The sequence below is a fragment of the Streptococcus massiliensis DSM 18628 genome, from assembly GCF_000380065.1.
Lineage (GTDB): Bacteria > Bacillota > Bacilli > Lactobacillales > Streptococcaceae > Streptococcus > Streptococcus massiliensis.
On record NZ_KB904368.1, the window covers coordinates 1 to 24859 of the forward strand.

Annotated in this window: 27 protein-coding genes and 2 tRNA genes; 24 read left to right on the forward strand and 5 right to left on the reverse strand. The window is 45.5% G+C overall.

The genetic code is table 11. The features are described 5' to 3' along the window. Positions 1–104: 104 nt before the first annotated feature. Entirely contained in the window at positions 105–323 is a 219-nt protein-coding gene (locus A3I3_RS11065; RefSeq protein ID WP_040833861.1) for a hypothetical protein, read from the forward strand. Here A3I3_RS11065 and A3I3_RS0101710 read toward each other — a convergent pair. Further along, positions 324–394: transfer RNA gene (locus A3I3_RS0101710), tRNA-Cys, on the reverse strand. Between the two features lie 285 nt (positions 395–679). On the opposite strand from A3I3_RS0101710, the gene rpsB reads away from it, so the two are divergent. Both rpsB and tsf read left to right on the forward strand, forming a co-directional pair. After that, a complete protein-coding gene (rpsB, locus tag A3I3_RS0101715) occupies positions 680–1465 on the forward strand; it encodes a 30S ribosomal protein S2 (protein WP_018371013.1) in 786 nt (261 codons plus the stop codon). A gap of 159 nt (positions 1466–1624) precedes the next feature. Beyond that, positions 1625–2665: a translation elongation factor Ts gene (tsf, locus tag A3I3_RS0101720; RefSeq protein WP_018371014.1), complete on the forward strand. Its 1041-nt coding sequence runs from the start codon at positions 1625–1627 to the stop codon at positions 2663–2665. A 50-nt stretch (positions 2666–2715) separates the two neighbouring features. Here tsf and A3I3_RS0101725 read toward each other — a convergent pair whose 3' ends face one another. Beyond that, the gene (locus tag A3I3_RS0101725; RefSeq protein ID WP_018371015.1) at positions 2716–3087 is read right to left on the reverse strand and encodes a hypothetical protein; all 372 of its coding nucleotides are present in this window, start codon (positions 3085–3087) and stop codon (positions 2716–2718) included. A 148-nt stretch (positions 3088–3235) separates the two neighbouring features. Here A3I3_RS0101725 and A3I3_RS0101730 point away from each other — a divergent pair, with 148 nt between their 5' ends. From A3I3_RS0101730 to A3I3_RS0101750, 5 genes are all read left to right on the forward strand, one after another. Then, a complete protein-coding gene (locus A3I3_RS0101730) occupies positions 3236–3694 on the forward strand; it encodes a CtsR family transcriptional regulator (RefSeq protein WP_018371016.1) in 459 nt (152 codons plus the stop codon). Next, the gene (locus A3I3_RS0101735; RefSeq protein ID WP_018371017.1) at positions 3695–6127 is read left to right on the forward strand and encodes an ATP-dependent Clp protease ATP-binding subunit; all 2433 of its coding nucleotides are present in this window, start codon (positions 3695–3697) and stop codon (positions 6125–6127) included. Between the two features lie 154 nt (positions 6128–6281). After that, positions 6282–7340, forward strand: coding sequence for an AAA family ATPase (locus A3I3_RS0101740; RefSeq protein ID WP_018371018.1), 1059 nt, complete (start codon positions 6282–6284; stop codon positions 7338–7340). Positions 7341–7360: 20 nt separating this feature from the next. Next, positions 7361–8140, forward strand: coding sequence for a nicotinamide riboside transporter PnuC (gene pnuC, locus A3I3_RS0101745; RefSeq protein WP_018371019.1), 780 nt, complete (start codon positions 7361–7363; stop codon positions 8138–8140). A gap of 5 nt (positions 8141–8145) precedes the next feature. Further along, positions 8146–8925, forward strand: coding sequence for an NUDIX domain-containing protein (locus A3I3_RS0101750; RefSeq protein WP_018371020.1), 780 nt, complete (start codon positions 8146–8148; stop codon positions 8923–8925). Between the two features lie 30 nt (positions 8926–8955). Here A3I3_RS0101750 and dusB read toward each other — a convergent pair whose 3' ends face one another. Beyond that, positions 8956–9942 carry a tRNA dihydrouridine synthase DusB gene (dusB, locus tag A3I3_RS0101755; protein ID WP_019231916.1) on the reverse strand — a complete coding sequence of 329 codons (987 nt, stop codon included), beginning with the start codon at positions 9940–9942 and terminating at the stop codon, positions 8956–8958. After that, the gene (gene hslO, locus A3I3_RS0101760; protein ID WP_018371022.1) at positions 9929–10801 is read right to left on the reverse strand and encodes an Hsp33 family molecular chaperone HslO; all 873 of its coding nucleotides are present in this window, start codon (positions 10799–10801) and stop codon (positions 9929–9931) included. The genes dusB and hslO overlap by 14 nt, the downstream gene beginning before the upstream one ends. 211 nt (positions 10802–11012) lie before the next feature. Between hslO and rpmH the strand changes: the two genes are divergently transcribed. The 6 genes from rpmH to A3I3_RS0101790 all read left to right on the forward strand — a co-directional run bounded on the left by rpmH (position 11013) and on the right by A3I3_RS0101790 (position 14027). Then, positions 11013–11147 (forward strand): 50S ribosomal protein L34, encoded by a 135-nt coding sequence (gene rpmH / locus A3I3_RS10385; RefSeq protein ID WP_081600743.1) that lies wholly within the window; start codon positions 11013–11015, stop codon positions 11145–11147. 104 nt (positions 11148–11251) lie between these two features. Then, the gene (locus A3I3_RS0101770) at positions 11252–12043 is read left to right on the forward strand and encodes a TatD family hydrolase (protein WP_018371024.1); all 792 of its coding nucleotides are present in this window, start codon (positions 11252–11254) and stop codon (positions 12041–12043) included. Then, positions 12027–12587 (forward strand): ribonuclease M5, encoded by a 561-nt coding sequence (gene rnmV / locus A3I3_RS0101775; RefSeq protein ID WP_018371025.1) that lies wholly within the window; start codon positions 12027–12029, stop codon positions 12585–12587. The genes A3I3_RS0101770 and rnmV overlap by 17 nt, the downstream gene beginning before the upstream one ends. A gap of 14 nt (positions 12588–12601) precedes the next feature. Then, a complete protein-coding gene (rsmA, locus tag A3I3_RS0101780) occupies positions 12602–13474 on the forward strand; it encodes a 16S rRNA (adenine(1518)-N(6)/adenine(1519)-N(6))-dimethyltransferase RsmA (RefSeq protein ID WP_018371026.1) in 873 nt (290 codons plus the stop codon). A 78-nt stretch (positions 13475–13552) separates the two neighbouring features. Further along, positions 13553–13774 (forward strand): type II toxin-antitoxin system RelB family antitoxin, encoded by a 222-nt coding sequence (relB, locus tag A3I3_RS0101785; protein ID WP_018371027.1) that lies wholly within the window; start codon positions 13553–13555, stop codon positions 13772–13774. Beyond that, positions 13764–14027: a type II toxin-antitoxin system RelE family toxin gene (locus A3I3_RS0101790; protein ID WP_018371028.1), complete on the forward strand. Its 264-nt coding sequence runs from the start codon at positions 13764–13766 to the stop codon at positions 14025–14027. Before relB ends, A3I3_RS0101790 begins: the two co-directional genes overlap by 11 nt. 47 nt (positions 14028–14074) lie before the next feature. Here A3I3_RS0101790 and A3I3_RS0101795 read toward each other — a convergent pair. Continuing rightward, positions 14075–14157, reverse strand: a tRNA-Leu gene (locus A3I3_RS0101795). Positions 14158–14264: 107 nt separating this feature from the next. On the opposite strand from A3I3_RS0101795, the gene rsgA reads away from it, so the two are divergent. The 10 genes from rsgA to A3I3_RS0101855 all read left to right on the forward strand — a co-directional run bounded on the left by rsgA (position 14265) and on the right by A3I3_RS0101855 (position 24858). Beyond that, on the forward strand, positions 14265–15143 hold the full coding sequence (rsgA, locus tag A3I3_RS0101800; RefSeq protein WP_026129857.1) for a ribosome small subunit-dependent GTPase A: 879 nt from the start codon (positions 14265–14267) through the stop codon (positions 15141–15143). 13 nt (positions 15144–15156) lie between these two features. Next, a complete protein-coding gene (gene rpe / locus A3I3_RS0101805; protein WP_018371029.1) occupies positions 15157–15816 on the forward strand; it encodes a ribulose-phosphate 3-epimerase in 660 nt (219 codons plus the stop codon). Next, on the forward strand, positions 15809–16444 hold the full coding sequence (locus A3I3_RS0101810) for a thiamine diphosphokinase (RefSeq protein ID WP_018371030.1): 636 nt from the start codon (positions 15809–15811) through the stop codon (positions 16442–16444). Before rpe ends, A3I3_RS0101810 begins: the two co-directional genes overlap by 8 nt. Before the next feature lies 1 nt (position 16445). Further along, positions 16446–17711, forward strand: a complete 1266-nt coding sequence (locus tag A3I3_RS0101815; RefSeq protein WP_018371031.1) for a DNA recombination protein RmuC — start codon at positions 16446–16448, stop codon at positions 17709–17711. Beyond that, the gene (locus tag A3I3_RS0101820; RefSeq protein WP_018371032.1) at positions 17701–18645 is read left to right on the forward strand and encodes a 3'-5' exoribonuclease YhaM family protein; all 945 of its coding nucleotides are present in this window, start codon (positions 17701–17703) and stop codon (positions 18643–18645) included. The genes A3I3_RS0101815 and A3I3_RS0101820 overlap by 11 nt, the downstream gene beginning before the upstream one ends. Before the next feature lie 145 nt (positions 18646–18790). Continuing rightward, complete coding sequence (locus A3I3_RS0101830; RefSeq protein ID WP_026129858.1) at positions 18791–19540, forward strand: isoprenyl transferase; 750 nt, start codon at positions 18791–18793, stop codon at positions 19538–19540. A gap of 3 nt (positions 19541–19543) precedes the next feature. Next, positions 19544–20347, forward strand: coding sequence for a phosphatidate cytidylyltransferase (locus A3I3_RS0101835; protein ID WP_018371035.1), 804 nt, complete (start codon positions 19544–19546; stop codon positions 20345–20347). Between the two features lie 26 nt (positions 20348–20373). Continuing rightward, positions 20374–21633, forward strand: a complete 1260-nt coding sequence (gene rseP / locus A3I3_RS0101840; protein ID WP_317857634.1) for an RIP metalloprotease RseP — start codon at positions 20374–20376, stop codon at positions 21631–21633. Positions 21634–21647: 14 nt separating this feature from the next. Next, complete coding sequence (locus A3I3_RS0101845) at positions 21648–23504, forward strand: proline--tRNA ligase (protein WP_018371037.1); 1857 nt, start codon at positions 21648–21650, stop codon at positions 23502–23504. A gap of 313 nt (positions 23505–23817) precedes the next feature. Beyond that, complete coding sequence (locus A3I3_RS0101855) at positions 23818–24858, forward strand: zinc-dependent alcohol dehydrogenase family protein (RefSeq protein ID WP_018371039.1); 1041 nt, start codon at positions 23818–23820, stop codon at positions 24856–24858. The last annotated feature ends 1 nt before the right edge of the window (position 24859 follow it).

The window sequence follows — 24859 nt, forward strand, 5'->3', positions numbered from 1 at the left end:
AAAGGCATGATAGAAGGCGTGGAAGTGACAATCCTCCAAAGTATTCACCACTTTTTCAATCGTAAAGACGAGATGGTCTTGTGGCAAGAAAGAACTGATTTCTAGTGGTAAAGTTGTTTGATTTGTGTTATAGTGAATATGCATGGGATAGCCTTTCTAAATGGTTTATTGTGCAATTCTATTTTACCAAGACTATCGCAACCATGCAAAAAAGCAACGGATTTGCCGTTGCTTTTTTTGGAGATAAGGGACTATTGTCCCAGGCTCTGTTGGGTGGGATTTCAAAACAAAAGCCCTTCAAGGGCTTTTTGCGTAACTATTAGAGGCGGTAGACGGATTTGAACCGACGATCAAGCTTTTGCAGAGCCGTGCCTTACCACTTGGCTATACCGCCACAACTTTTACTATTTTACCCTAAAAAATGCTTTTCGTCAAGAGGAGAAAGCTCTTTGAGCTGTTTTATTTTGCGGAGAAAGGTCTTGAAAATCGCTCTGCCATTTTCCAAAATAATCAAAAAACTAGCCGCAAGACCTTGTCAAAAGGGCGGAAATCTGGTACAATAAGGGTTGTCGTGTAAACGGCAAATACTCATTTTAGATGAATCGTGGTGCTGTTGCCCAAGGGTTGCCCTGCGAGCTGAAATCTAAAAGAGGAAAAAAACAAAAAGGAGACATTACTCATGGCAGTAATTTCAATGAAACAACTTCTTGAGGCTGGTGTTCACTTTGGTCACCAAACTCGCCGCTGGAACCCTAAGATGGCTAAGTACATCTTCACTGAGCGTAACGGTATCCACGTTATCGACCTTCAACAAACTGTAAAATATGCAGACCAAGCCTACGACTTTATTCGTGACGCTGCTGCAAACGATGCAGTTATCTTGTTTGTTGGTACCAAGAAACAAGCTGCTGAAGCGGTCAAAGACGAAGCAGAACGTGCAGGTCAATACTACATCAACCACCGTTGGTTGGGTGGAACGCTTACTAACTGGGAAACAATCCAAAAACGTGTTCGTCGTTTGAAAGAAATCAAACGCATGGAAGAAGAAGGAATTTTCGATGTGCTTCCTAAGAAAGAAGTTGCTCTTCTTAACAAGCAACGTGCTCGTCTTGAAAAATTCTTGGGTGGTATCGAAGAAATGCCACGCATTCCAGATGTGATGTATGTGGTTGACCCACATAAAGAGCAAATCGCTGTTAAGGAAGCTAAGAAACTTGGTATCCCAGTGGTTGCTATGGTCGACACCAATACTGACCCAGACGATATTGACGTTATTATCCCAGCGAACGACGATGCTATCCGTGCTGTTAAGTTGATTACAGCGAAAATGGCTGACGCAATTATCGAAGGACGTCAAGGTGAAGACAATGTTGAAGCAGTAGAAGCTGAATTGGCTTCAGCTGAAGCATCTGCAGAATCAATCGAAGAATTGGTTGAAGTTGTAGAAGGTTCAAACGAAGATTAAGTTAGGATAGATTATCTATTTTTCAAGTTTTTAGTCCGAATACAATTCTAAGTAATGAGGACGTGAAGAACGCCTAACTACAATCATTAAGTAAATAAAAAAATCCTAAAGGGCAGGGCTTAGCCCTCCCTTTTTATCATCATTTGGAGGAAATCAAAAATGGCAGAAATTACAGCTAAGCTTGTAAAAGAATTGCGTGAAAAAACGGGTGCTGGTGTCATGGACGCTAAAAAAGCCCTGGTCGAAGTAGAAGGAAATATCGAAAAAGCGGTTGAATTGCTTCGCGAAAAAGGTATGGCTAAGGCAGCTAAGAAAGCTGACCGTGTCGCTGCTGAAGGTTTGACAGGTGTTTATGTAGACGGAAATACGGCTGCAATCGTTGAAGTCAACTCTGAAACAGACTTCGTTGCTAAAAATGCTCAATTTGTTGACTTGGTAAACGAAACTGCAAAAGTTATCGCAGAAAAGAAACCTGCAAACAATGAAGAAGCGCTTGCTTTGACCGTTGCTTCAGGCGAAACTTTGGAAGCGGCTTATGTCAATGCAACAGCGACTATCGGAGAAAAAATCTCTTTCCGTCGTTTTGCGGTGGTTGAAAAATCTGACGACCAAGTCTTCGGTGCTTACCAACATAACGGTGGACGTATCGGTGTAGTGACAGTTCTTTCAGGAAGCGACGAAGCGCTTGCTAAGCAACTGGCTATGCACGTTGCTGCCATGAAACCAACCGTTCTTTCATATAAAGAATTGAGCGAAGAGTTTATCCACGATGAATTGGCACAACTCAACCACAAGATTGAACAAGACAACGAAAGCCGTGCTATGGTTGACAAACCAGCCTTGCCGCTTCTTAAATACGGTTCAAAACTTCAGTTGACCGACCAAGTGGTGGCTCAAGCAGAGGAAGACATCAAGGCTGAGCTTGCTGCTGAAGGCAAACCAGAAAAAATCTGGGACAAAATTATTCCAGGTAAAATGGATCGCTTCATGCTTGACAACACCAAGGTTGACCAAGCCTACACACTCCTTGCACAAGTCTACATCATGGACGACAGCAAGACTGTTGAAGCCTTCCTTGAAAGCCAAGGCGTAGAAGTTGCTGGCTTCACTCGTTTTGAAGTAGGTGAAGGAATCGAAAAAGCAGCTAACGACTTTGAATCAGAAGTTGCTGCAACAATGGCTGCTGCTTTGAATAACTAAGAAAATAGAAACCATCGCTGTGAGCGATGGTTTTTGTATTTCAAAAAAAGCTATTTTTCGTGTTTTCCCCGCATTTTCCAGTTTTTAAAAAAAGAGCGGTGTTGGTAAAGGGTAATGAGGCTGAGTAGGGAAATGACGAGCCACATACCTAGATAGTTGATAGATATTCCCTTGTTAACAGAAAATGATAAAATCGCTCCGAAGGCGAGTCCTAAAGAGATGTATAGGAGAAAGCGATAGCGGAACTTGAGTTGATAATTTCCATATAAAAGTGGAATAAGTAAAAGAAGGGTGATACTTGCAGGTTTTAGGATAACAGTGGAAGTTTTTAAGATACAGGCAGACGCGAGCGTGTGAAAAAATAAGAGAATAGGGGTCATCATGAGAAATTGTAGAAAGTACTGCTTTAGAAAATTTTTCATAGAAAATCCTCCTTTTATTTATTATATCTATTAAATATTTTCAAAGCAAGCGATGACACGAGTAGAATTTTTATAGCTTTTACTTTCAAAAATGTTTGTTTTTCGGTATAATAAAAGTCAAAGTTAGTCAAAGTAAGAGGGCAGGGTCATGAATTGTAAAAATACATCAGACATTATTGAAGAATATATCAAACAGTTGCTAGCTCAAGCTGGAATTGCTGAACTTAAACGAAGCGAAGTAGCTGATATTTTTCAAGTAGTTCCAAGCCAGATTAACTATGTGATCAAGACGCGCTTCACGGAAAGTCGCGGTTATGTTGTGGAGAGTAAGCGTGGTGGGGGGGGCTATATCCGTATCGGGAAAGTTCAGTTTTCAGATCACCACCAGATGTTGCGAGATTTACTCGCCAGTATTAAAGAGCAAATTAGTCAGCAGGTTTTTACAGATATTTTACAAATGCTCTTTGAAAAAGGGTTGATAACTGGGCGTGAACTTGATCTGTTTTGGGTAACTACGACAGATAGCGTCTTAGGAAGTGATGCAGCACGTATTCGAGCGCGACTTTTACAGCAATTACTAAAACAACTAGATAGAAAAGGAAATTAAATGAAATATTCAACGGCATTGGCAGATAGTATAGAGGGTGCACAGCTTTTAGCGGGTCATTTTGAGGGAGATTTTTTAGAAAGTTGGCATTTGTTGGTAGCTATTGCCAACAATCCTTTCAGCGTAGGTGGGGCGGCTCTGAGTGATTATCCCCTTTTGGTTGATGAATTGGAAAATGCTTCTGCCATAGTGGTAGGAAAAATCTATCAAGAAAGTCCAAAGGCTGCTTATTTTCCTTACTCTAGGCGACTAAATGGACTTATTGAACAGGCAGAGGGGCTAGCAGAGGCACTTCATGCAAAAGAGTTGGGGACAGAGCACGTTTTATTAGCCATTATCTTTGATCGAACAACTTTAGCGGCGCGTGTGCTTGAGCAGGCAGGTTTTAGTTATGAAGAAAAAAGTGAGGCTGCACGCATGGCTGATTTGCGTAAAAGTTTAGAGCGTCGTGCAGGTTGGGGAAAAGAGGATATTAAGGCGATTCGACAATATTTGCGTGGTCAAGTTACTCCTTCGCCTAGTTCAATGGCCAACATGATGGGCATGCCAGCCTCAACCAGCGGCGGCTTAGAAGACTATACGCGGGATTTGACGGAAATGGCGCGCAATGGTCTTCTGGAGCCTGTTGTCGGGCGCGACCAAGAGATTTCACGTATGATTCAAATCCTCAGCCGCAAAACCAAGAACAATCCTGTCTTGGTTGGAGACGCGGGTGTCGGAAAAACGGCACTGGCTTTGGGACTGGCTCAGCGTGTGGCAGCAGGCGATGTTCCCAATGAAATTGCCAAAATGCGCGTGCTGGAGCTTGACTTGATGAATGTAGTGGCAGGGACGCGTTTTCGCGGGGACTTTGAAGAGCGGATGAATAATATCATCAACGATATTGAAGAAGATGGGCATGTCATTCTCTTTATCGACGAGCTGCACACCATTATGGGTTCGGGCAGCGGGATTGATTCGACGCTTGATGCGGCAAATATTTTGAAACCTGCTTTGGCACGGGGAACTTTGAGAACGGTCGGGGCGACAACTCAGGAGGAATACCAGAAGCATATCGAAAGAGATGCGGCTCTCTCGCGGCGTTTTGCCAAGGTCAGCATTGAAGAACCAAGCGTGGCACACAGCATTGCTATTTTACAAGGGCTAAAGAAGGGCTACGAAAGTCATCATAAGGTGGTCATCACCGACCAAGCGATTGAGACGGCGGTCAAGTACGCTCATCGCTATCTGACCAGCAAAAACCTGCCAGATTCAGCGATTGATTTGCTAGATGAGGCGAGCGCGACGGTGCAAAATCAACATCCGCAAATCCACGTGAAAAAGGAGTTGAGCCCAGCTGATGAGGCGCTCATGGCTGGAAATATGGCAAAGGTGGCGACTTTGCTAGCCAAGGAGGAGGCAACGCCGACCTTTAAGCTGAAAGTTCAAGAAACTGATATTTTGGTGACTTTGAGCCGTTTGTCAGGCATCCCTGTGCAAAAACTGACCCAGACTGATGCCAAAAAATATCTTCATTTGGAGCAGGAATTGCACAAGCGGGTCATCGGGCAGGAAGAGGCGATTTCGGCTATCAGCCGTGCCATTCGTCGCAATCAATCTGGCATTCGGACCAGCAAGCGTCCGATTGGTTCCTTTATGTTCTTAGGGCCGACCGGTGTCGGCAAGACCGAGCTGGCAAAAGCCTTGGCTGAGACCCTTTTTGATGACGAATCTGCTCTTATTCGCTTTGATATGAGCGAGTACATGGAGAAATTCGCAGCTTCTCGTCTCAATGGGGCGCCGCCAGGCTATGTTGGCTACGAAGAAGGCGGCGAATTGACCGAAAAAGTCCGCAACAAGCCCTATTCTGTCCTGCTTTTTGATGAGGTGGAAAAGGCGCATCCAGACATTTTCAACGTTCTCTTGCAAGTCTTGGATGACGGTGTGTTGACCGACAGCAAAGGACGCAAGGTTGACTTTTCAAATACCATTATCATCATGACCAGCAACCTCGGGGCGACTAGCCTGCGCGATGACAAGACCGTTGGCTTTGGGGCGCGGGATCTTCGCTTTGACCACGAAAATATGGAAAAACGGATATTGGAAGAGCTGAAAAAAGCCTATCGTCCAGAGTTTATCAATCGGATTGATGAGAAGGTTGTCTTCCATAGCTTGACCAGCAGCGACATGCAAGAAGTGGTCAAGATTATGGTTAAACCGCTGATTGCGAGCCTAGCTGAGCAGGACATTGAACTCAAGTTTCAAGCTAGTGCGCTAAAACTTTTAGCACAAGAAGGCTACGACCCAGAAATGGGGGCGCGTCCTCTGCGTAGAATGCTGCAAACCAAGGTGGAGGACAAGCTGGCAGAATTGCTCTTGTCTGGCGATTTATCAGCAGGGAGTCTCCTCAAAATCGGCGTCAAAGGCGGAGAGCTGAAGTTTGAGGTGGTATAATAAGTGATAAAACGACTAGTTCAGCTAGTCGTTTTTCTTTCTTTTAAAACTTTTTTATATTTTTTAATAAAAATGTTTGACAAAATAAAAATATAGTTTATAATAAAAATATAAAATTGATTTTATAAAGAATAATAAAAAGGTAGAAATAAACATGAAAGAAAAAATTGCGGTGGTTTTTGGGACATTTGCCCCCTTGCATCAGGGTCATATTGACTTGATTCAAAAGGCTAAGCGGCAGTTTGAACAGGTGCGCGTGGTCGTTTCGGGCTATGAGGGCGACAGGGGTGAGACGGTCGGGCTTAATTTGCAGAAGCGTTTTCGCTATATTCGCGAAGCCTTTGCGGATGATGATTTGACGCAGATTTATCAGCTGGATGAGAGTGATTTGGCTCGCTATCCTAAAGGCTGGGATACTTGGTTGACACAGCTTTTGCAGCTTGTCCATTACCAAGAGAAGCAGGAAGAATTGACTTTCTTTGTCGCTGAAAAAGAATACTGTAAGGAGCTAGAAAAGCGGGGTTTTGCCAGTGTCTTGGAGGAGCGGCAGTTCGGGATTTCGGCCAGCATGATTCGACAAAATCCTAGCAAATATTGGAAATACATCGCTCAGCCATTTCGGCGCCAGTTTACCAAGAAAGTTTTGATTATCGGCAGTGCCAGCAATGGAAAGACGACCTTGGCTAAGGATTTGGGGCGCTTTTACGACGCGCCGGTTAGCCTTGAGTATGCGCGGGAATATCAAATTCAAAACAATGTGCGAGACGACGAGCTGACCGCTAAGGACTACTATTATCTCCTCTTGGGGCAATACGCTCAGACCTCTCAGCTGATTGACAGTTCGGTCAACCGCGGCTTAGTTGTTGCGGACACCAATTCGCTGGTGACCAAGGGTTATTATGATTATTATCTCAAGGAGGACGCCAGCCAGTTGGATGAGAGACAGACCTTTGACCACCTTTTCTTGAGTATTTTGTCCAAGGAAAAGTGGGATTTGATTCTCTTTATCAAGCCCAACGGTAGCTATGTCAATGACGGATTTCGCGATATGACTATGGCAGATGAGAAAATTCGGGCGGATTTTTCCAACTATCTGGAGCAACTCAAAGAGCAATATTTGCCAGACATTCCGCTGGTTTATCTGGCTAGTGATTATCTGGGAAATTATCAGGCGGCGAAAGCGGCTATTAACCAAATTTATCAAGCAGATTAAAGAAGAAAGTGGTAAAATAGATGTTGAACATAAAAGAAAAACTACACAGATTTCAAAGTAATTACAGAAACGTTCATCAGGCGGCGAAAAAAGCAGGGCTGACAGGCATTTTACGCCTCCTCTGGCAGGATTTGTTTGAGGGGCGGAGCTTGGGACAGTGGCTCTATCTGCTGGTTCTCTCTAGCATTCCTTTTGTCCTTGAGTTTACCAATCAAGCAAGCCAACATGATTGGGTGGGACTCTTTGCTTCTTGGACAGGCATTGTCTGCGTCATCTTAGTAGCAGAAGGGCGAGCCAGCAACTATCTCTTTGGGGCGATTAACTCTGCTATCTATCTGATTTTATCCTTCGAGGCAAGTTTTTATGGAGAAGTGCTGACAACCATTTATTTCTTTATCATGCAGCCAATTGGCCTTTACACTTGGTTGTCCAATCGGATAAATGGGCAGGATCAGGCAGAAGAAAGTCATTTTGAAGCGAAGAAATTGCGGCTTTTTGACTGGGTCAAATATCTGGCGCTGACGGCCTTGATTTGGATTGGTATGGGCTTTGCCTACCAAAGCATTGGCAGCCACAGACCTTTCCGCGATAGTGTAACGGACGCCACCAACGGTGTTGGACAGCTCCTCATGACCCGTCTTTACCGCGAGCAATGGATTTTCTGGATTGCAACCAATCTCTTCAGTATTTACCTCTGGTGGGGCAGTAATGTCAATATTCAAGGCATGTACTGGGTCTACACAATCAATAGTCTGGTCGGTTGGTATCAATGGACTAAGGCTTTAAAAAGAAAGGACTGAACTCAATGACCAAGCGTGACCTTCCCTCAGGTATGTCAGAAAAAGAGTATTACGAAACCCAAGCTAGCGAAGCAGAATTTTTGGACTGGTACCAAAAGCAGGATTTGCTCAAATATGAAACGCCAAGTGTGACGGTGGATATGGTGGCTTACTGCTTTGTGGACGGACAGATGAAGCTGCTTGTCATCAAGCGAAGAGCGCACCCTTATCAAAATCGCTTTGCCTTGCTTGGTGGTTTCGTAGAAAAGACAGAGGATGCCTATGAGGCTTGTATTCGCGAGATCAAAGAAGAGGCTAATCTCACTATTCCCAGAGAAAATGTCGAGCAACTGATGACGGTGTCAAGCCCTAATCGTGACCCACGTGGCTGGGTAATCACGATTGCCCACCTGGTTTATCTGCCCAAGGAAGCCATGGAGCAGGTAAGAGCGGGCGATGACGCCAAGGAAGTGTATTTTCTGGATGTGGATTTTAAAAAGGCAACTTGTCAGCTCAATGGTCAGGTTTTGAGCGCGGAGGATTTTGCCTTTGACCATTATCAGATTATCCAAGAGTCTATCAAGCGTATCCAAGGGCGGCTGGACTGGAACCCGACCTTCCTCTATCTCCTAGAGGAGCCTTTCACGGTTTATGAAGGCACGGATTTGGTCAATACCATTAGCCCCCGTCGTCCCATTGTCAGCAATAATTTTCTTGTAAAATATAAGGGATTTGTTGAGGAAGCAGGCGTCAAACGCGTTCCCAAGAAAAAACCGAAAAAAGTTTATCGGTTGAAAAGATCGTAAATAAAAAGACTTCCGTATTTGGAAGTCTTTTTAGCGTACAGATTTCTCAATCTGCAAGAGTTCTTCAATTTCGGCTAGGGATTGGGCTTGGGAAATGGTGCCGCGGAGTTTGGCTGCGCCCGCTGTTCCCCGCAGATAGTGAGGAGCCAGTCCGCGAAATTCTCGAATGGCGACATATTCGCCCTTGAGATTGACCAGCCGAGTCAAATGCTCGTAAGCAATCTTCATCTTGTCCTCAAAGCTGAGGTCAGGCAGCACCTCGCCGGTCTCCAGATAGTGATTGATTTGGTTGAAGATATAAGGGTTGCCCATAGCTGCGCGCCCGACCATGACTGCGTCCGCACCTACTTCCTCAATTCGCTGCTTAGCGTCTTGAACCGTGCGAATGTCTCCGTTGGCAATAAAAGGAATTTTAGTCAGGGCTTGTGCAACATCGTGCAGGGTTTCAAGGTCAGCATGCCCCGTGTACATCTGCTCCCGCGTCCGCCCGTGCATAGCAAGAGCCGCGACACCGGCGCTTTCTGCGGCCAGTGCATTCTCAACAGCCAGCGAGCTATCTGCCCAGCCAGTCCGCATCTTGACCGTCAGTGGAATATCGAGCACCGACTGCACCTTGTTGATAATGGAGTAAATTTTGTCAGGGTCCTTGAGCCATTTGGCACCTGCTTCATTTTTGACAATTTTGTTGACAGGGCAGCCCATGTTGATGTCTACGATGTCGGTACGGGTATTTTCTTGGATAAATTCGGCTGCGCGTGCTAAGCTATCCGCATCGCTTCCAAAAAGCTGAATGGAGACGGGATTTTCCCCCTCGTCAATATGGAGCATGTGGAGCGTTTTTTCGTTATTGTACTGGATTCCCTTGTCAGACACCATTTCCATAACGACCAGCCCCGCGCCTAGCTCCTTAGCAATGGTGCGAAAGGCCGAGTTGGTCACGCCCGCCATAGGAGCAAGCACGGTGCGATTGGGAATTTGAATCTTGCCAATCATAAAAGGGGTGTTAAGATTTGTCACGAATGAGTTCCTCCAAGTCGTTTTGGTCAAATGTATAGGTAGTCTGGCAGAATTGACAGGTGATTTCAGCGCCCTTATCTTGGTCGCGCATCTCTTCTAGGTCTACTTTGGGCAGGCTAGCCAGTGCATTCATGAAGCGCTCCTTACTGCAATCGCACTGGAAGCGGATTTCTTCTTCGGACAGGCGTTTGTAAGGCTCGTCCCCATAAATAGCCGCTAGCAGGGCTTCAATATGGTCGTCGGATTCCAGTAAAGTTGAGATGGCGGGCATGTTTTGAATGCGTTTTTCAAAGCGAGTGATGTCTGCTTCTTTAGCTCCCGGCAAGACTTGCAGCAGAAAACCTCCTGCAACCTTGACCTTGTCCTCTTCATCTAAGAGTACATTGAGTCCGACCGCTGACGGTGTTTGCTGGCTTTCAGTCAGATAAAAAGCCAAGTCTTCGCCAATTTCCCCAGAAATCAAAGGCGTCATCGAATGATAGGGATTGCCCGTGCCATAGTTGGTGATGACGAGAAATTCGCCCTGACCGACAAAAGGCCCAACCACTACTTCGCCTGTCGCTGTCTTTTTGATGTCAACGCCAGGATTTTGCACATAGCCTTTGACCTTGCCCTTGGTGTCTGCCACCGTGATAATGGCGCCGAGCGAGCTCGTTCCCAAAACTTTGACCGTAATCTTGGTGTCGCCTTTTTCATTAGCAGCTAGGATTTGGCTGGCAATGAGGGTGCGTCCCAGCGCAACAGTCGAGCTGGCTTTTGTTTGGTGTTTTTCCTGCGCGGTCCGAACGGTCTCGGTGCTATCTAGCACAAAGGCGCGAAAATAACCGCTTTCTGATATTGTTTTAATAATCTTGTCCATGCCTACTATTTTAACACAAAAAAAGAAACAAGCGAAGACCTGTGCTTGGTTTCAAATAAAAATTGTTCATTGGATCGTCCTGCAAGTAAAATTTATTTTCCAAGACCCTTGACAAATAAGGGATAATCCGATAGAATTGTAAGGTATGTTTAGTAACTGATCACATATAGCCGGCTAAACGAATACAAGAGTCTAAGAGGAGGTATTCAAAGTGAAACGTACTTATCAACCAAGTAAAATCCGTCGTGCACGTAAACATGGTTTCCGTCATCGTATGTCAACTAAAAACGGACGCCGCGTGCTTGCAAGCCGTCGTCGTAAAGGACGTAAAGTTTTGGCTGCATAATCCAAACGAAGATAAAATAGATAAACCAGTAGAAACTCGAGTCTGCTGGTTTTTTCTTGTCTAAGATATGGTATAATGAAAAAAGCAATAAAAAGGTGAAGAACATGAAGATTTTTGATACGCATACACATTTGAATGTGGAAGAGTTTGCGGGGCAAGAGTTAGAAGAAATCAAGCTGGCGCAGGACATGGCGGTGACCAAGATGAATATCGTTGGTTTTGATAAGCCGACCATTGAGCAGGCGCTGGTTTTGGCGGAAAAATATCCGCAGCTCTACGCAACGCTTGGCTGGCATCCGACGGAAGCGGGCTCTTACAATGACGCAGTAGAAACCTATCTCCTAGACAAGCTCAAACATCCCAAGGTGGTAGCGCTGGGGGAAATCGGGCTGGATTATCACTGGATGACCGCGAGCAAGGAAGTGCAGGAAGCTGTTTTTCGGCGGCAAATCAATCTTTCTAAGGAGCTAAATCTACCCTTTGTCGTCCATACGCGCGACGCGCTAGAAGACACCTACGACATCATCAAAAGCGAGGGTCTGGGTGCGCGAGGCGGAATTATGCACTCTTATTCGGGCACGCTTGCTATGGCTGAGAAATTTATGGATTTGGGCATGAGCATTTCCTTTTCTGGCGTGGTGACGTTCAAGAAAGCGCTGGATATTCAGAAAGCAGCGCAGCATTTGCCTCTAGAAAAAATACTGGTCGAGACGGACGCCCCCTACTTGGCGCCCGTGCCTAAGCGAGGTCGGCTCAATCACCCGGCTTACACTCGCTATGTCGTTGAGAAAATCGCAGAGCTCCGCCAGCTGAGCCTGGAGGAAGTGGCAGCGACGACCTACGCTAATAGCCTGCGGATTTTTGGATTGGAAGAAGAGCATGAAGGAAAAAATTAGTCAGGTTATCGTGGTGGAAGGGCGAGATGATACCGCTAATCTCAAGCGTTATTTTGAGGTGGAGACTTACGAGACGAGGGGGTCTGCCATTGATGCGGCTGACCTTGAGCGGATTAAGCAGCTCCACGATTTGCACGGGGTTATCGTTTTTACCGACCCAGATTTTAATGGGGAGCGGATTCGGCGCCTGATTATGGAAGTCGTTCCTAGTGCCCAGCATGCTTTTTTAAAGCCGGATGAAGCGGCGCCCAAGTCCAAGACCAAGGGACGCTCGCTCGGGGTCGAGCATGCTTCTTATGAGGATTTAAAAACCGCTTTGGAGCAGGTGGTGGGACAAGCAAAGGCGCAAGCGGACTTTGATATTTCCAAAAAGGACTTGATTCGTTTGGGACTGCTTTTGGGAAATGACAGCCGCAAGCGACGGGAATTTTTAGGTCAAGAGCTCCGCATTGGCTACACCAACGGCAAACAACTTCTCAATCGACTAAAAATGTTTGGGGTGGAGTTGGCAGAGGTGGAAGAAGCCATGAAAAAATATCAATAGAAAATGAGAACAAAATGAGAATTTCAGATTACAGCGTGACGCGGGCGATTTTGGAGCGTCATGGTTTTACTTTTAAGAAGTCTTTCGGGCAGAATTTTTTGACCGATAGCAACATTTTGCAGAAGATTGTCGACACGGCAGAGATTGACAAGGATGTCAATGTCATCGAGATTGGGCCGGGGATTGGCGCTTTGACCGAATTTTTGGCGGAGAGCGCAGCCGAGGTCATGGCTTTTGAAATCGACGAGCGCCTCCTGCCGATTTTGGCGGATACGCTGGCAGATTTTGACAATGTGCGCGTGGTCAATCAGGACATTCTCAAGGTGGATTTGAGCCAGTACGTAAAGGAGTTCAAAAATCCTGACCTGCCCATTAAAGTTGTCGCAAATCTTCCTTACTACATCACGACGCCCATCCTCATGCACTTGATTGAGAGTGGCATTCCCTTCAGCGAGTTTGTTGTTATGATGCAAAAGGAAGTGGCCGACCGCATTTCGGCTGAGCCCAAGACCAAGGCTTACGGCAGTCTTTCGATTGCCGTCCAGTATTACATGACCGCAAAGGTTGCCTTTGTCGTGCCACGGACGGTCTTTGTGCCCGCCCCCAATGTAGATAGTGCTATTTTAAAAATGGTACGTCGCGAGCAGCCAGCCGTTGACGTGCACGATGAGAAGTTTTTCTTCAAGCTGACCAAGGCTAGCTTTACCCACCGCCGCAAGACCCTCTGGAACAACTTGATTAACTATTTTGGCAAGAGCGAGGAAAGCAAGGACAAGCTGACGCGGGCTTTGGAAATGGCTCAGCTGTCTCCTAGCCTGCGCGGGGAAGCCCTGACGCTTGCTGATTTTGCCCGACTGGCAAATAGTTTGGAGGAAGTAGGGATTTGACAAAAAGAGTGAAAATGCTAGCTCCTTAACACTATCGGCGATTCGTAATACAATGTATTCAAAAGGAGGCCTTCTTTTATGGCAACAATGACTGTCAGAATGAACAATGAGGATTCTGAACTGATTAGAAATTACATCAATATGCATGGGCTCACGATTTCCGAGTTTGCCCGTCAGTCCATGTTGGAACGGATTGAAGATGAATATGATTTAGAAATATTGCGAAAAGCGACGGCTGAAGATGAAAGTAGCCGATGTAGCATGCCTGAAGTAGCTAAGGAGCTACGCTTTGACTTATAAAGTGACTTTTACCAAGCACGCTTTGAAGCAGTTGAAAAAATTGGATCGTTACACCTCGAGAAGTATCTACGAATGGATTATGAAACATCTTGAAGGAACGGACGATCCTCGTAGGTATGGTAAGTGCTTGACGACTAACCGTTCAGGAGAATGGTATTACCTAAACGGTAATTGTCGAGTATTAGCGAATATTTTGGACGATAAAATTGTGATTGAGGTCTTTGCGGTCGGACATCGCAGGGACATCTATTGAATGGATATAGCAAAAACGACCTCATCTGAAGTCGTTTTTTGTCTCTATGCGGAGGAAGGGATTTGAACCCTCACACCCGTACGGGCACATGCGCCTGAAGCATGCGTGTCTGCCGTTCCACCACCTCCGCGTGATGCACTATATCTATTATACCTTTTTTTTGAAATTTGCCAAGAGGAAAAAGCAAAAAGTCTCATTTTTTGTTATAATAAATTCATCAGAATTAAAGGAGCAGCTTTGCAAGGAAAAATTATAAAAGCTTTGGCGGGCTTCTACTATGTGGAAAGCGACGGTCAAGTCTACCAAACGAGAGCCAGAGGAAATTTTCGCAAAAAAGGACAGACGCCCTATGTCGGGGACCAAGTCGAGTTTTCAGCGGAAAAAGACTCGGAGGGATACATTTTAAAAATAGGAGAGCGAAAGAACAGCTTGGTGCGCCCACCGATTGTCAACATTGACCAAGCTGTGGTCATCATGAGTGCGCGCGAGCCGGATTTCAATCCCAATCTCTTAGACCGATTTCTGGTCTTGCTGGAACACAAGAAGATTGAACCCATTATTTATTTGAGTAAGTTAGACCTTTTGGAGACAGGGCGGGAGCTCGACGACTATGTGGCAGTCTACCGCTCTATCGGCTATAAGCTGGCTTTGTCGGTGGAAGAATTGCTGCCGCTTTTGCCTCATAAAATCACGGTTTTCATGGGGCAGACAGGTGTGGGGAAGTCCACTCTGCTCAATAAAATCGCCCCTGACTTGGCGCTGGAAACGGCTGAAATCTCAGAGAGCCTCGGTCGCGGACGCCACACAACGCGGGCGGTCAGCCTCTACAATCTCTATGGTGGAAAAATCGCCGACACGCCGGGCTTTTCTTCCTTGGATTATGAGGTGAGTACGGCTGAAGACCTCAATTTTGCCTTTCCAGAGATTGCTAAGCTAAGCCAAGCCTGCAAGTTTCGGACTTGTACTCACACGCACGAGCCTGATTGTGCGGTCAAACTAGCCCTTGAAGCAGGTGAGCTTGCGCCTTTCCGTTTTGAGAATTACTTGCAAATGCTAAGCGAAATCGAAAATCGCCGCGAAACCTATAAAAAAGTAGCTAAGAAAAATCCTAAATAAAAAGGAGTAAAAAATGAACACATATAAAATTGCCCCCTCTATTTTGAGTGCCGATTACGCTAATTTTGAAGCAGAGCTGAAAAAGCTGGAAACAACTGGCGCTGAGTATGTTCACATCGATATTATGGACGGACATTTTGTGCCGAATATTAGTTTTGGTGCGGGCGTGGTAGCAGCTATGCGCCCCCACAGCAAGCTGGTTTTTGATTGTCATCTCATGGTGTCCAATCCTGAACATCACATCGAGGATTTCGCCCGCGCAGGTGCCGATATTATCAGTATCCATGCCGAAGCAACGCTGCATATTCATGGCGCTCTGCAAAAAATCCGTGCGGCTGGCGTCAAGCCCAGCGTGGTTATCAACCCCGGCACGCCTGTCGAAGCAGTGAAAAATGTTTTGAATTTGGTCGACCAAGTGCTAGTGATGACGGTCAATCCCGGTTTTGGTGGTCAGGCCTTTTTGCCAGAAACCATGGACAAGATTCGTGAGTTGGTTGTGCTGCGTGAAGTCAACGGCTTGAACTTTGATATTGAAGTTGACGGCGGTATTGACAATCAAACGGTTGGGCTTGCCAAGGAAGCGGGCGCCAATGTTTTCGTAGCTGGAAGTTATGTTTTCAAGGGCGATGTCAAGGCTCAGGTTGCGACTTTGAAGGACGCTTTAAATGCCTAGAGTTGCAGTGCTGGCAGGTGGTCAGCTAGGGATAGATTTGCCAAAAAACATGGATATTTATGTTGGAGTAGACGCAGGAGCGCTAGCTATTTTGCAAGAAGACCTACCCTTGGACTATGCGGTCGGTGACTTTGACTCGGTCTCTGGGCAAGAATGGCAGCGGATAAAAGAAGAGGCGCAAGTCTTGGTGACAGCCCAGCCTGAAAAGGACGACACGGATATGGAGCTGGCGCTACTAACGATTTTCGAGCGATTTCCCGAAGCCGAGGTCAGCGTCTATGGGGCTTTTGGTGGGCGGCTAGACCACACCTTGGCAAATATTTTTCTGCCAAGTAACGACAAATTGGCTCCTTTTATGCAGCAGTTGACTCTTTTAGACGAGCAGAATATTGTGACCTATCTGCCAGCTGGCAGGCATCAAGTTTCTCCTCAAAAAGGAATGGCATACGTCGCTTTTTTACCCGTTCAAGACCAGTTTTTGAGCATCACTGGCGCCAAGTATCCTTTGGACGAAAAAAATTATTTTTTCAAAAAAGTTTACGCTTCTAACGAATTTATAGATGAGCCCCTATTTGTCAAATTTCATGAGGGTTACCTTGTCATCATTTACAGTAAGGATAGGAGTTGATATGGAATTTATCATTGTTCTTTTGCTCTTGGTCAATCTTGCGCTCAGCTACCTTCTTTGGCAAAAAAGTAGCAGCCAAGCTCAGCAAGTGCAGAAGGTTCTAGAAGACCAAGCGGACAATTTGTCAGAGCAGCTTGACTATCGCTTGAAAGAAGAGCGGCAAGAAGCCCTGATTAGGCAGCAGCGATTAGAATTGGCGCTGAGTGACCGTTTGGTAAAAGTAGAGACAGATTTGCACCGCAATTTGACCGAGCTACGCGCAGAAATCACGGAGAATTTAACGAAAAATCGTGATAAGACGGACGAGCGTATGCAAAAAATTCAAGAGTCCAACGAGCAGCGTTTGGAGCAGATGCGTCAGACGGTGGAGGAAAAGCTGGAGCAGACCTTGCAAAGCCGCTTGCAGACTTCTTTTGCGACGGTATCCAAGCAGCTGGAATCAGTCAATCGTGGGCTGGGTGAAATGCAGACGGTGGCGCGTGATGTCGGAACGCTAAACAAGGTCTTGTCCAATACCAAAACGCGCGGGATTATGGGTGAGTTGCAGCTGGGGCAAATTATTGAGGACATCATGACGCCCAGCCAGTACGAGCGCGAGTTTGCGACGGTGGCAGGCTCTAGCGAGCGGGTCGAGTACGCCATAAAATTGCCGGGGCAAAGCGAGCAGGATTATGTTTATCTGCCGATTGATTCTAAGTTTCCGCTGGCTGATTATTATCGGCTGGAGGACGCCTATGAAGCGGGCAATCGCGATGACATTGACCTTTACCGCAAGGCGCTTTTGGCTAGCGTTAAGCGTTTCGCCAAGGACATCAAGAAAAAATATCTGGCACCGCCTGCAACGACCAATTTTGCCATTATGTTTTTGCCGACAGAGGGGCTTTATTCAGAGGTCGTGCGCAATCCAGAATTTTTTGATAATTTGAGGCGGGAAGAGCAGATTGTGGTAGCTGGGCCGTCGACCTTGTCAGCCCTGCTCAATTCGCTGTCGGTCGGCTTTAAAACCTTAAATATCCAAAGAAGTGCAGACGACATCAGCAAGGTTTTGGCTTCGGTCAAGACAGAATTTAACAAATTTGGCGGGGTTCTCTCAAAAGCGCAGAAACATTTGAAAAATGCTTCGGGCAGCATTGATGAGCTCATGACACGCCGGACAAATGCGATTGAGCGGACGCTCCGCCATATCGAGCTGTCGGATGATGATGTTTCCTTAGGCATTTTAGATTTTCAAGAAGAAGGACAAGAAGGGATAGAAGATGAAAATTAACCAAATGAAAAAAGACGAGCTCTTTGAAGGTTTTTACCTCATCAAGTCAGCAGAAGTTCGTCAGACCAGAGCTGGAAAGAATTATCTGGCTTTCACATTTCAAGATGATAGCGGCGAAATTGAGGGCAAGCTCTGGGACGCCCAGCCTCACAATGTCACAGAATTTACGGCAGGCAAGGTTGTCCACATGCAGGGACGCCGCGAGGTTTACAACAACACGCCCCAGGTCAATCAAATTGTGCTGCGTCTGCCTAAGGCGGGCGAGCCAAACGACCCAGCGGACTTCAAAGAGAAGCCCCCTGTTGACCAAAAAGAGCTGCGCGATTACTTGGCGCAGATGATTTTCAAGATTGAAAATCCCATTTGGCAACGCTTGGTGCGCTCGCTCTATTCTAAGTACGACCATGAATTTTACACCTATCCTGCTGCCAAGACCAATCACCACGCTTTTGAAGCAGGACTGGCTTTTCACACGGCGACCATGGTCAAGCTGGCGGACGCGATTGGCGACATTTATCCCCAGCTCAATAAGAGCCTGCTCTTTGCGGGGATTATGTTGCATGATTTGGCTAAGGTCTTGGAATTGACCGGGCCAGAAGGTACGGAGTACACGGTGCGGGGCAATCTCATCGGTCATATCGCTCTTATCGATGAGGAAATTACCAAAGCGCTGCTCGAGCTCAAGATTGACGATAGCAAGGAAGACGTCATCGTGCTGCGTCATGTCATCCTCAGCCACCACGGGCTTTTGGAGTACGGCAGCCCCGTGCGCCCCAAAATCATGGAGGCTGAAATTATCCACATGATTGACAATTTAGATGCGGAAATGATGATGATGATCTCGGCTCTAGCCAAGATTGGTGCGGGCGAGATGACCAATCGCATCTTTGCCATGGACAATCGCTCTTTCTACAAACCGAATTTTAAAAATTAAATACAAAAATAAAAGTCAGAAAACGGAAAAGTTTTTTGATTTTTTTGATAAAAAGCAGCAATGCCAAGCCTTGACAGCTATCCTTTCGCATTTTTAATCATTTTATGATATAATAAACTGATTTGATACAAACGAGGAAATAGTTATGTTCTCATTTAGGAAAAAAGAGAAATCTGAGATGCCTTTGCAGGTGCCTAAGCACATTGGTATTATTATGGATGGAAATGGTCGTTGGGCAAAAAAACGTATGCAGCCACGTGTCTTTGGGCATAAGGCAGGCATGGAAGCCTTGCAAAATGTCACAATCGCAGCAAAAGAAATGGGCGTGCAGGTTTTGACTGTTTACGCCTTTTCGACGGAAAATTGGTCACGACCAGAAAAAGAAGTAAAATTCATTATGAATTTGCCTGTAGAATTTTACGAGCGCTATGTGCCGGAATTGCACAGAAATAATGTAAAAATTCAGATGATTGGAGATGTGGCAAAGCTGCCTAAGGAAACGCTCGAGGCTCTGAACAAGGCTCAGGACTTAACACGACTGAACACTGGTTTAATTTTAAACTTTGCTCTCAACTACGGAGGTAGAGCAGAGATTGTCCAAGCAGTTAAGAATATCACTAAGGATGTGCTGGATGCGAAATTCAGCCCAGAGGATATCAACGAGGATGTGATTGCTAACTATCTTTATACTAATAGCCTGTCGCGTATTTTACGAGATCCAGATCTTGTCATTCGCACCAGTGGAGAGTTGCGCCTCAGTAATTTCCTGCCTTGGCAAAGTGCTTATAGTGAATTGTATTTTACAGACATTTTATGGCCAGATTTCGATGAGAATGCTTTGAATGCAGCAATTGTGGCTTATAATCGTCGCAATCGACGTTTTGGAGGAGTTTAGTAGATGGATAAAGAATTGCAAAAACGAGTTATTTTCGCTGGAATTGCGTTAGCAATTTTCTTGCCTTTGCTTTATCTTGGAGGGGTTGCTTTTCAGGTCGGTGTAGGGCTTATTGCTATGCTGGGTGTGCATGAATTGTTGCGTATGCGTGGTCTTGAAACGGCTAGTCTTGAAGGCGGACTTGCTATGTTGGCAGCCTTTGTCTTTACGGTTCCAATTGAGAATTATTTGAAATTTTTACCGATGGACGGCAGTCTCACAGCCTACGGAATTGTTGTTTTCCTGCTTTTAGGAGCTACTGTTTTAGGGAAAAACTATACTTACAACGATGCTGTTTATCCGATCGCTTCAAGTTTCTACGTTGGCTTTGGTTTTCATGCCCTGGTGTCTGCACGTTTGGCGGGGTTTGACAAGGTATTGCTTGCTTTGTTTATCGTTTGGGTAACGGATTCAGGGGCTTATTTGATTGGTAAGAAATATGGACGTCGGAAATTGATGCCAGCTGTGTCACCCAACAAGACCATTGAGGGAAGTTTAGGTGGAATTCTGGCAGCAGTGCTAGTAACATTCATTTTTGTGCTAGTTGATCGTCACGTGGCTAGTTCTCACAATCTTTTTACGATGCTTATTTTTGCTGTGATTTTTAGCAGCGCAGGGCAATTTGGTGACCTAGTAGAAAGTGCCATCAAGCGTTACTTTGGAGTGAAAGACTCAGGGAAATTTATTCCGGGGCACGGTGGAGTCTTAGATCGCTTTGATTCGCTACTTTTTGTCTTTCCACTGATGCACCTACTTGGCTTAATTTAAACTAGAGAAAGAGGGGACAGCCTTTGATTGCTGGGATTTTAACCTTTATCATTATTTTTGGAGTGATTGTCGTTGTGCACGAGTTTGGTCACTTCTATTTTGCAAAAAAATCAGGAATCCTCGTTCGCGAGTTTTCTATTGGTATGGGACCGAAGATTTTTTCTCATATTGGAAAAGACGGGACGGCCTATACGATTCGGATTTTGCCTTTGGGTGGCTATGTCCGCATGGCCGGCTGGGGTGAAGATACAACAGAAATCAAAACGGGTACACCTGCAAGTTTAACTTTAGGAGAAAATGGCAAGGTTGTAAGGATCAATCTATCTGGCAAACGTATTGATCAGACAGCCATTCCTATGAATATAACCAATTATGATTTAGAAGATAAACTTGAAATGACAGGTTTGGTTTTTGATGAAACGAAAACGTATGCTGTTGATCATGATGCAACGATTATTGAAGAAGACGGAACAGAATTACGGATAGCACCACTTGATGTTCAGTATCAAAATGCATCTATTGGAGGACGGCTCATCACTAATTTTGCTGGTCCGATGAATAACTTTATTTTAACGCTTCTTGCTTTTTGGCTAGTTATTTTCATGCAAGGGGGTGTCCCAAATCTCAATAGCAATCAAATTCGAGTAATTCCTAATGGGGCTTTAGCTCAGGCTGGTGTTAAGAATAATGATCAGATTTTAAAGATTGGGAATCATGAGATCAACCAGTGGCAAGATATAACAGGAGCTATTAGTCAAGAGACCAAGGATAAGGTTGACCCCAAGCTGGCTGTTACGGTCAAAAGTAGCCAAAAAACACGCCAACTCACAGTCGTGCCCCAGAAACAAGATGGTGCCTATCGTGTCGGAGTTACGTATAGTCTCAAGACGAGCCTGACAGATAAGTTGGTAGGCGGCTTAACCATGACTTGGAACAGTGCCACCCAGATCTTAACAGCCTTAAAAAATCTTATTTTGCACCCTAATATTAATCAACTGGGGGGACCAGTTGCTATTTATAAGGCAAGTAGTGATGCTGCCAAAGATGGTTTAATTCCTTCTATCAGTTTACTTGCGCTTATTTCCATTAACCTTGGAATTTTTAATCTCATTCCAATTCCAGCCTTAGATGGTGGGAAGATTGTCCTTAACATCCTTGAAGCGATTCGTAGAAAACCGCTCAAACGTGAGACAGAGACCTATGTGACTTTAGCAGGTGTCGCAATTATGGTTCTTCTCATGGTCGCTGTAACTTGGAATGATATTCTACGAACATTTTTTAATTAGAAAGTATTATCTATATGAAACAAAGTAAAATGCTTATCCCTACCTTGCGCGAAATGCCAAGTGATGCACAAGTGATTAGCCATGCTCTTATGTTGCGGGCAGGTTACGTCCGCCAGATTTCAGCAGGGATTTATACTTACTTGCCTCTTGCAAATCGTGTTATCGAAAAAGCGAAAACTATTATGCGAGAAGAGTTTGATAAAATTGGAGCTGTCGAAATGTTAGCTCCTGCGCTCCTTAGTGCAGATTTGTGGCGTGAGTCTGGGCGCTACGAGACTTATGGTGAAGACCTTTACAAGCTTAAAAATCGTGAAAAATCTGATTTTATCTTGGGGCCAACTCATGAAGAAACTTTCACAGCGATTGTCCGCGATTCGGTTAAGTCTTACAAACAGTTACCAATGAATCTTTACCAGATCCAAGCTAAATATCGTGATGAAAAGCGTCCGCGTAATGGCCTCCTTCGTGGTCGTGAATTTATCATGAAAGACGGCTATAGTTTTCATGCTAACTATGACAGTTTAGACGTCACTTATGAAGAATACCGCAAGGCTTATGAAGCAATTTTCACACGTGCAGGACTTGAATTTAAGGGCATTATTGGTGACGGTGGTGCCATGGGTGGTAAGGATAGCCAAGAGTTTATGGCGATTACTCCTGATAGGACAGACCTTAGTCGTTGGCTTGTTTTAGATAAATCCGTCTGCTCTCTTGATGAAATTCCAGAAGAAGTTCTGGCAGAGATCAAGGCAGAGTTGTCTAGATGGATGGTTTCAGGTGAAGATACCATTGCCTACTCCAGTGAGTCTGGTTATGCAGCTAATCTGGAGATGGCTACTAGCGAATACAAACCGCGCAATGTGGTCGTGACAGAAGAAGAACTAAACCGTGTTGAAACACCTGATTGTCGGACGATTGATGAAGTCGCTGCTTTCTTAAATGTAGATGAAAGCCAGACGATTAAAACCTTAGTTTACATAGCAGACGAAGAGCCAGTGGTTGCCTTGCTGGTTGGCAATGACCAACTCAATGAAGTAAAGCTGAAAAACTATCTAGGAGCAGATTTCCTAGATGTAGCAGGTGAAGATACTGTCAGAGAACTTTTTGGTGCCGGTTTTGGTTCACTTGGACCTGTCAATTTGCCAGAAGGTGTGAAGATTATTGCAGATCGTAAGGTTCAGGATGCTCATAATGTTGTTGCGGGTGCCAATGAAGACGGATATCACTTGATTGGTGTAAATCCAGGGCGTGATTTTGAAGCTGACTATGTGGATATTCGTGAAGTGCATGAGGGTGAGGTTTCTCCAGATGGACAAGGTGTGCTCAAGTTTGCACGTGGCATTGAAATTGGTCACATCTTTAAACTGGGAACTCGCTATTCAAATAGTATGAATGCGAATGTTCTTGATGAAAATGGCCGCGCTGTGCCGATTGTTATGGGTTGCTACGGCATTGGTGTTAGTCGCCTTCTTTCAGCGGTTATTGAGCAACATGCACGCCTCTTTGTTAACAAAACGCCTAAGGGTGAATATCGCTATGCTTGGGGTGTTAATTTCCCTAAAGAGCTGGCACCATTTGATGTCCACCTGATTCCTGTGAATGTCAAAGACGAAGAAAGTCTAGCTCTGACAGCTAAATTGGAAGCGGCTTTAGAAAAAGCGGGTTATCAAGTTTTGACAGACGATCGAAATGAGCGCGCGGGTGTTAAATTCAGTGATAGCGATTTGATTGGTCTGCCGATTCGTGTGACAGTTGGGAAGAAAGCAGCTGATGGAGTCGTCGAAGTTAAAATTAAAGCAACTGGTGATACAATCGAAGTTCACGCAGATAATCTGCTTGAAACCCTACAAATTTTGACGAAGACAGAATAAAATGAAAAGAGCCCTAAGGCTCTTTTTTAGTGGTCTATTATGCATAGACAAGGACAGGAGTGTTCGTTTAGCTTTTCCCAAAGAAAATTCGCAAGCTAGAATTTTTTGGACAAAAAATGGCTTTAAAAAACAGGAGAAGAAAAAGATATGGGAGCCTACATAGCGATTTTGATACAAAGGATTTGTTGATCTTAGACGAGTAAAATTAAAATCTTTCATCAAAACTTCAATTCAAATTTTTGTTAAAAACGCTTGACTTGGAGTGCACTCCAAGGGATATAATAGTCTTAAAATAATGAAAGTAGGAAATCGGATGAAAGCAGCAATTTTTGTAGAGCCAGGTAAAATGGAAATGCGCGAGGTTGAGAAAGTTCGTCTTGAGAAACCGACGGATGCTCTGATTCGTATCGTTCGGGCTTGCGTTTGTGGCTCAGATTTGTGGTGGTTCCGCGGTATCTCTCAGCGGGAGGGCAATACGCCTGCTGGTCATGAGGCGATTGGAGTGGTAGAAGAAGTCGGCTCAGAAGTGACAGACATCCAAGTTGGCGATTTTGTCATCGTTCCTTTTACCCACGGTTGCGGTCATTGTGCGGCCTGTCGCGCGGGCTTTGACGGGAATTGTCTCAATCGTGAAGCAGGGCTTGTGGGCTACCAAGGCGAGTATCTGCGCTTTAGCAATGCTAACTGGGCGCTGGTAAAAATTCCGGGGCAACCTAGTGATTATTCGGATGCTATGCTCAATTCGCTCTTGACCCTGTCTGATGTCATGGCGACGGGCTACCATGCGGCTAAGACAGCTGAGGTCAAGAGCGGTGATACGGTGGTCGTTATGGGCGACGGAGCTGTGGGTCTGTGCGGCGTCATCGCAGCTAAAATGCTGGGCGCCGGGCGCATTATTGCTATGAGCCGGCATAAAGACCGTCAGGCTTTGGCGCGTGAATTTGGTGCGACAGATATTATCGCTGAGCGAGGCGATGAAGCGGTGGAAAAAGTTTTGGCCTTGACCAATCAAGCTGGTGCAGACGCCATTTTGGAATGTGTAGGTACCGAGCAATCCGTTGAAACAGCCGTCAAAATTGCTCGTCCAGGAGCTCTTATCGGTCGGGTCGGTGTGCCGCAGAAGGCGGAAATGAACACCAACGAACTGTTCTGGAAGAATATCGGTTTGCGCGGTGGGATTGCTTCGGTGACGACTTATGATAAGGAAGTTTTGCTGCAAGCTGTACTTAAGGGCGAAATTGAACCGGGCAAGGTCTTCACGCAGCGCTTTGACTTGGAGCACATCCAAGCGGCTTACGACGCTATGGATCAGCGCACAGCCATTAAATCCTTGGTTCTGGTCAGCGAAAATTAGG